The 6,863-nt window shown below is 30.6% G+C and carries 5 protein-coding genes; all 5 read left to right on the top strand.

The window, feature by feature from the left end; all coding sequences use genetic code 11:
• Positions 1 to 1,263 (top strand): asparagine--tRNA ligase (asnS, locus tag ABIN73_10285; GenBank protein ID MEO0270112.1); only part of this gene is annotated, 1,263 nt, incomplete at its 5' end.
• Complete coding sequence (locus ABIN73_10280; GenBank protein ID MEO0270111.1) at positions 1,260 to 4,433, top strand: hypothetical protein; 3,174 nt, start codon at positions 1,260 to 1,262, stop codon at positions 4,431 to 4,433. The genes asnS and ABIN73_10280, both read left to right, overlap by 4 nt.
• A complete protein-coding gene (locus tag ABIN73_10275) occupies positions 4,430 to 5,161 on the top strand; it encodes a polyprenol monophosphomannose synthase (GenBank protein ID MEO0270110.1) in 732 nt (243 codons plus the stop codon). Before ABIN73_10280 ends, ABIN73_10275 begins: the two co-directional genes overlap by 4 nt.
• On the top strand, positions 5,158 to 5,583 hold the full coding sequence (locus ABIN73_10270) for an SLBB domain-containing protein (protein ID MEO0270109.1): 426 nt from the start codon (positions 5,158 to 5,160) through the stop codon (positions 5,581 to 5,583). Before ABIN73_10275 ends, ABIN73_10270 begins: the two co-directional genes overlap by 4 nt.
• The coding region (locus ABIN73_10265) for a Wzz/FepE/Etk N-terminal domain-containing protein (protein ID MEO0270108.1) at positions 5,580 to 6,863 on the top strand (1,284 nt) is incomplete at its 3' end. The genes ABIN73_10270 and ABIN73_10265, both read left to right, overlap by 4 nt.

The following is a 6,863-nucleotide window of genomic DNA, read 5'->3' as shown; positions in this document are numbered from 1 at the left end:
AAACATATTGGAAAGGAAGTAAAGTTAAAGGGTTGGCTTTATAATAAAAGATCAAAAGGTAAAATTCATTTTCTTATAATAAGAGATGGGACAGGTTTTATTCAGGGAGTAGTGGCAAAAGGTGAAGTTGATGATAGAGTTTTTGAAATGTATGATGAAATTACTCAGGAATCCTCAATTATAGTAAGTGGAATACTTAGAGAGGATAGGAGATCTCCTTATAATTATGAAATTTTAGTTAAGGATATAGAATTGGTTCATAAATCTGAAGATTACCCGGTTCAAAAAAAGGAGCACGGAGTTTCCTTTTTACTTCCAATAAGGCATTTATGGCTGAGGTCAAGAAAGCAGTGGGCAATAATGAGAATAAGGCATGAGATAATAAGAAGTATAAGGGATTTTCTTGATAATGAAGGTTTTATTTTAATAGATGCCCCAATTCTTACTCCTTCAGCCTGTGAGGGAACAACAACTTTATTTGAAACAGATTACTTTGGTGAAAAAGCATATCTATCTCAATCAGGTCAGCTTTACATGGAAGCAGCGTGTATGGCTCATAAAAAAGTTTACTGTTTTGGACCAACATTCAGAGCTGAAAAAAGTAAGACAAGGAGACATTTGATGGAATTCTGGATGGTGGAGCCTGAGATAGCTTATGCAGAACTTAATGACATAATAGAAATTTCTGAAAGGTTTATAACCTATATTGTAGAAAGAGTTCTTGAAAAGAGAAAAGAAGAACTTAAAATACTTGAAAGAGACATTTCTCCTCTCGAAAAAATAAATCCCCCTTTTCCTCAAATCACTTATACTGAGGCTGTCCAAAAATTAAAGGAGAAGTTTCCTGAATTTGAATGGGGAGAGGATTTCGGAGCACCCCATGAGAATTTTCTTTCAAATTTATATGAAAAACCTCTTGTTATTACAAGGTATCCAAAAAAAGTAAAAGCCTTTTACATGAAACCTGACCCTGAAAATCCTGATGTAGTTCTTTGTATGGATATTTTGGCTCCTGAAGGATACGGTGAAATCATAGGAGGAAGTCAGAGGGAAGATGATTACAATGCGCTTTTAAAAAGGATGGAAGAGGAAAAAATGCCCATAGAAGATTATAAATGGTATCTTGATTTAAGAAAATATGGTTCTGTTCCCCATTCTGGGTTTGGCCTTGGTCTTGAAAGAACTGTTTCATGGATATGTGGTCTTGAGCATATAAGAGAAGCAATTCCTTTTCCGAGACTTCTTGAAAAGATTTATCCATGAGTTTAGTTTTATTTATTTTTTTTTCATCAATATCAAAACCCTTATTTCCTGATAAAAAAGTAATTAATATTCAAAAAAAATTTGAAATTGTTGAGAAAAAATTTTCAAAATTTTATCCTTACTTATATTTAAAAGAAAACTATTTCCCTTTTAAAAGAAAAGAAATTAAAATACAGAAAACAAAAAATGAGAAGGATACAATTAAATTTAACATACTAGCTATAAGAGTTGCTTTTCAAAAAGAAGAACCTGATGATCCCCTTACAACAGGTAATGGATGGTTTGATTTATCCTCAAAGGGTAACCCGGATTCAATTCCTTTCTTTTCTGAACCTCCTCATGATAAAAAGTATTTTGAAACTTATTTAGAATCTCTTAGAGCTTTTCTTGCATCTGTTGGATATGGAAGAATAAAAATAAAAAAATATGTTGTTAAACCTGATAAAAGTGACTCTTTTTATGTATTACCCTATCCAATGAGATATTATGGAGATCCTGAACATTTTGAAGAAGGTCTTGTTAAACTTCTTGTAGATGCCCTACATCTTGCTGACCAAGATGAAACAATAAATTTTATGGATCTTGATAATAACGGTATTAAAGATTATAAAGAGGGGATAAGGGATATATATATTATTTTCCATGCAGGCTCAACATGGCAGACTGATTATGGTGATACTCCCTATGATATTGCAACAGTTACCATACCACAAGGAGCTCTTGAGTATTATACAGGGGAAAAATATATAATACTGAACGGCGGAATAGATACTGTGGTTTCAGGAATACTTTTGCCCGAGCAACCTTCTCAAGATAATATTGAAGTTGAACTTCAAGGTCTTTTATTTCACGAATTTCCCCACGATGCCTTTTATGCTACAGATCTTTATGGTGTAAATGGTCTTTCTTCAGGTGTTGGTTCCTGGTGTTTGATGGGAACCGGTGGATGGAATGAAGTTGGGGCTGAAAATCTTAATGGTGATATTGAATCAGTTTTTGGTGCAATACCTTCCTTTCCATCAGCCTGGATGAGATTATGGTTTGATTATGCAATACAGGTTATTCCTGAACGATTTTTTGTCCCTGATGAGTGGTATAGAGAACCAATCAAGCCCCTATGGGGTTTTTCAATATATAAAGGTATGGTTGATACATTTATTCCCTATCTCGAAGAAAGGGAGTTTTCAATTTATGAGGCAACTGAACCTTCACAGGATACTATTAATTATCTTCCAGATTCAGTTAGATTTCCAAAGATAATTTTTATACCAATTGATGAGTATGAATATTTTCTTCTTGAATACAGAAATGATTTATTATTTGGAAGTAATGAATTAAAAGGATTTTTTAAAAATGGTGTATTAATTTCTCCTTATGGAGCCTGGGATTTCTTATTGCCTGGTTCAGGACTTTTAGTATGGCATATAGATGAAAGGGATATTATAGAACACTACTTTGAAGTTAACTCCTATCCACCATATAAAGGAGTTGATCTTGTTGAGGCTGATGGTATTCAGGATTTTGATAAATGGACAGAGAGTCCTGAAACCTTTTATGGAAGTGAATATGATGCCTTCTTTAAAGGGTTCAAGGATAATTTTTCTTATAAAACATTTCCCTCTTCAAAGGCAAAATCAGGTGGTAACACTTTTATTGAAATAAAAGATATTTCTGAAAGAAGAAAACATAAGATTAATTTTAAATTAAAAAATAATTTTTTGAAATTACATATAAAAGATTATTTACCCCCTGATATTTTACCACTAAACGCCTTTTTTGCTAAAAAGAAAAATTTTATTGTAAGTTTAATTGGTGGATTCAAAAATTATTATAGTGATACAGTTTATTTTACAGATGGAATAAATAATTTCTATTCAGCATTTTTTGTATTTGATACATTAGGTTCTCTTTTAACCACTATATATTTGAAACCTTTAATTACTCTACCTTTTTCAATTTCAGATGTAGATGAGGATTCAATTTATGAAATTTTTTATTTAAAAAATGGTAAATTAAGTTTATTGAAACTTAATAACACTTTTGATACAGTTACCTTTAACCTCTTACCTATATTTTCTTCCATTCCTTCTATTTATGATATAAATAATGATGGAATAAAAGAGATTATATTGACAGGTGAAGATTATTTTTTGTATCTCTTAAGTGGTAAAAAACCTGATAGTGTAATAAATAAAGCATATGCTGGCTCAAAATCAAAAAGTGGAATAATTATATCAAGAAATCCTTCGCTTATTTATTTTATGGGAACTGATGGAGTTTTAAGAGTTTTTGATTATAATTTTAATAAATTAAAGGAAGTTTTTAATCCCTATTATGGTTTTTCAGAATTTCCCTCAATATGTGCTGACTATGATGATGATGGTTTTGATGAGATAATGGGTGTAAGGGGAAAGGATAATGTTTATTTTTTTGATTATATAGAAGAAAAATTTTATGAAAGAAAAATTGATGATATAATTGTAAGCCCTCCCGCTGTTTTTGATGTGGATAAAGATGGGCTTCCTGATTTTGTTTTTAAAACAGAAAAAAAATTTTATTCTTTTAATTATTTGCTTGCTTTAAACAACAATTTCCCTTTTGATATTTCAAGTTTTGGTATATTGGAAAGATATCTTTCACCGATTTCAAGTGATAAAGATTTAATTTTTTCAATTGGAAACAGATTAACTTCATTAGCCGGAGTAGAGGAGTTTAATATAAACCTTTCTTCTTTTGGTGTTAAAGATATTTTCTTTGATGAAGATGGAGATTTATTTATTTTTCTTGGAACAGGTGAAATAAAGGTTTTTGCTTATTCTGAGATTCCCTTTTATTTTACTTACGGGGGAAATTTTGAAAGAAACTTTTATTTTGGGAAAAAATTTGAAAAACTTTTTTCTGAAAAGAAAATTTCACTTATTGTTTATCCTTCTGTAATAAAGAATAAAAAAGGGTTTATAAGAATTTTTACAAAAGAAAAAGGGAATTTAAGTTTAAATTTTTACACATTTTCAGGGCATCTTGTTGGTGAAAAAAATATTTATATAAGTGATATTAATGTGGAAAAGGATATTTCTTTTGATTTTTCCTTTTTAACTCCCGGACCTTATGTTCTTAAATGGAAAATAAATAAAGAAGAAGGCATATTTAAGTTTTTTGTTGAAAAATGAAAATACTTATCATAATTCCAACTTACAATGAAAAAGATAACATAAAAGAATTAATAGATAAAATTTTTTCTCTGGGAATAGAACTTGACATATTAGTTGTGGATGATAATTCACCTGATGGAACCTGGGAAATTGTTGAAAATATTAGAAAAGAAAACAAAAGAGTAAATCTTATTTTGAGAAAAAAGAAAGAAGGTCTTGGTGTTGCTTATCGTGATGGATTTAAATGGGCAATTGAAAAAAATTATGATATCATAATTCATCTTGATGCAGATTTTTCACATGATCCAGAGGAAATTCCGAATTTTATAAAAAAGATTGAAGATGGTTATGATGTTGTTATTGGTTCAAGATATTTGAATGGTGTGACTGTTGTTAACTGGCCGTTAAAGCGACTTCTTTTATCCTATTTTGCAAATTTATATGCAAGAATTTTATCAGGTGTTAAGGTCAAGGATTTAACATCAGGATATAAGGCTTTTAGAAGGGATGTTCTTGAAAATATACCCTGGAAAGAAGTTTCAAGTGGTGGATATGGTTTTCAAATTGAGACAGTTTATTATCCTTACTGGATGGGTTATAAAATCTGTGAGATTCCGATAATATTTGTGGAAAGAAGGAAAGGAAAATCAAAGATGTCAAAGAAAATAATTCTTGAAGCTTTTTTCCTTATTATTAAACTTTTTTTGAAAAGAATTTTTAAAAAAGTTTATAATAAGAATAGATGATTTCATTAATTTTATTTTTTCAGGTTGGGGCGGGTGGAGGAGCATATTCCCCAGAATATTATATTTTTCCGAGTCAGGATAAAGTTTTAATAGAAGTTCAGTTATGGGGACATATTTCAAAACCTGGGCTTTACCAAGTTCCTCTCAAGACAGATATAATTAAGTTGATTTCACTTTCTGGTGGACCACTTCCAAGTGGTGATTTAAGTAAAGTAAAAGTGATAAGAAATGGTAAAAATCAGGTAATAAATATAAATGATATGCTAAAGGGAGAAAAATTCTATCTTGAAGCAGGAGATGTTGTAATTGTGCCGCAGAACACTTCTTCAAAGTTTAAGGATTATCTATACTTTTTGAAGGAAAGTATAGCACTTTTTGCCCAGATTATTTTAATTTATACATTTTTACAGGCACAGAGATGAACCCTGAAGTTTATCCTCCAATTGATGTAAGAAAATATCTTGATGCTTTATGGAAGAGAAAATGGGTTTTCCTTTTATTTTTTATAGGTATTCCAACTGTGACAATGATATTTACCTTTGCAACAAAGCCTGTATATGAAGCAAAATCAATTTTGCTCGCAAGGACAAGTGTTCCTAATCCTTTGACTCCAATTTATTATCAAAATCCTCTTAAAAATCAAATTTATATTTTAAATACATTAAATTTTGCTGAAAAAGTCTGGAATAGAATTAAAGAGGAAAAGAATTTGGATAAAGAGTTTATTTCTTTTTTAAAGGATGGTGACCCTGTAACAAACATAAGATCAAAGATATCTTATAATTATGATGAGCAGGATAATCTATTATATATAAAAGTTAGAGGAAATAAACCTCTTGAAACATCAAAACTTTGTAACATTGTAGCAGAAGTTTTTATAAAAACATCTGAAGAGATAGCTAAATCATCTGCTCATGAGGTTGTTAAATTTCTTGAGGAGCAGATACCAATGGTGGAATCAAACCTTAACAGGATACAGGATTCTTTGAAGAGATTTAAAATAAAAGAGAAATTAACTGATATTAAATCTATTGGTGATTATTTGAGTTCAAAATTGAAGCTAATTGATGAAATGCTTGCTGAAACTGAAGTTGATATAAAGGAAAAGGAAGGAGTTTTAAAGGCATGGGAACAGAGAAGAGAGGACCTTGTTAAAAAGATATCTGAGGGTGAAAGTGGTGGTTCAAAAGAGGTAATAAAAACATTATATGAAAAACTTATAAAACTTGAAACACAGAAGACTTCACTTCTCCTCGAAGGTTTCAGTGAACAGAGTAAGGAAGTAAGGGAGATAGAAGAAGGAATTAAACAGGTTAAGAAGGAATTAAGTGAAAAACTCGAGGAAAGTGCATTCAGGGAAGTTAGTATTAGTGAGCCAATTAATGAAATATCAGATGCTGTTCAAAGGATTGTGTCAGTTAGTGCAGAATTAAAAGCTCTACATGCGAAGAGAGAAGCACTTTTGAGAAACAGGGAAGATATTATGAGGGAGTTCTCAAAGTTTCCAGAGAAAGAAATTGCGTTTCTTACATTACAGAGAGATTTTGAATTGAATGAAGAAATTTTGATGATGTTAAAAAAGAGATATGAGGAAGCAAAACTTCAGGAGGTTGGTCAAGTGTCCAGTTTTGTAATTGTTGAGCCTTCTATACCGCCAGAATTTCCTGTTTATCCTAAAAAAAGACAGAACTTGCTTTTTGCA

Source organism: candidate division WOR-3 bacterium (genome assembly GCA_039804025.1).
GTDB lineage: Bacteria > Hydrothermota > Hydrothermia > Hydrothermales > JAJRUZ01 > JBCNVI01.
Note: the sequence above shows the minus strand (reverse complement) of the source record. Positions and strands in the feature narration are given on the sequence as shown.

What these genes read in the sequence shown, in the direction of transcription:
- ABIN73_10275 (MEO0270110.1), top strand. Translation starts at nt 4,430, where the DNA reads ATGAAAATACTTATCATAATTCCAACTTACAATGAAAAAGATAACATA.
- ABIN73_10280 (MEO0270111.1), top strand. Translation starts at nt 1,260, where the DNA reads ATGAGTTTAGTTTTATTTATTTTTTTTTCATCAATATCAAAACCCTTA.
- ABIN73_10270 (MEO0270109.1), top strand. Translation starts at nt 5,158, where the DNA reads ATGATTTCATTAATTTTATTTTTTCAGGTTGGGGCGGGTGGAGGAGCA.